The following is a 945-nucleotide window of genomic DNA, read 5'->3' as shown; positions in this document are numbered from 1 at the left end:
AACAAAAAGACTGCCGATGGAACGCCGCTTATTATTCACAATATTGGAGATGGTACGCAAGAAGAGAATATCCTTTTCACCTATCCTATTGCCAAACATTTTCGTTACTAAAACATTTGGTACAGATGATATGAAGTTATTCATAGTGTAAACGATGGATAATATGGCGCAAAACAAAACCCAGCCAATAGTGTCATGAGTGTCATGCTATTGACTGGGTTTTTTATTGGGGTTTTATTTATTTTCCCGTATGGGCAGCCCCTAGTAATTGACCCATTTGTACCACGCTGTTCGCCATTATATTATCTTGCCAGTCAGCTTTTGCAGCTTTAGGCAATATAACAATGGCGGTTGACCCCAGATAAAAGCGCCCAAGCTCATCACCTTGAGCCAACACCATACTATGCTCAGCTTCTTGAATATCGTCGGTACGGGTAATTTTTCCTGTCGCTACCGTCTCAATACCGGCGACAATCATAGCGCCAACCATCACGACTGCTGCTTTGCCGTATTCGGTATCAAACATACAAACCAAACGCTCGTTACGGGCAAATAAGTCGGGCACGTTAGCAGCAGTGGTATTATTGACTGAAAATAATGTACCTGGCACATAGCGAGTTTTGGTCAAGGTACCTGTAAAAGGCATGTGCACACGGTGATAGTTGCTGGGCGCTAGATAAACAGTAGCAAAACTACCATCAGCGAAGTAACTACCATCATCACTATCAGCAAGTAGCTGTCCGATGTCGTAGTAACGCCCTTTAGCCTGAAGTAGCTTATGATCGTTAATTTGACCAAGCTGCGAGACAATACCGTCAGCAGGGCTTACAATGCCATGGACGGTAGTATCGATAGCACGAGCATCATCTTTGAGTTCACGGGTAAAAAAATCGTTAAAGCTCTCGTAAGCATTTAAGCTTTGACGTTCGTATTCATCCAACTTTA

General features: G+C 43.1%; 2 protein-coding genes. One reads left to right on the top strand and one right to left on the bottom strand.

From position 1 onward, the window contains the following. Positions 1-111 (top strand): DUF1287 domain-containing protein (locus ACS8FD_RS17585; RefSeq protein ID WP_439276797.1); only part of this gene is annotated, 111 nt, incomplete at its 5' end. A 127-nt stretch (positions 112-238) separates the two neighbouring features. Here ACS8FD_RS17585 and asd read toward each other — a convergent pair. Further along, positions 239-945: archaetidylserine decarboxylase (gene asd / locus ACS8FD_RS17580; RefSeq protein ID WP_439276796.1), on the bottom strand; the 707-nt coding region annotated here is incomplete at its 5' end.

Source organism: Psychrobacter sp. 1U2 (assembly GCF_051847575.1).
This window is presented reverse-complemented; position numbering and strand designations above follow the sequence as displayed.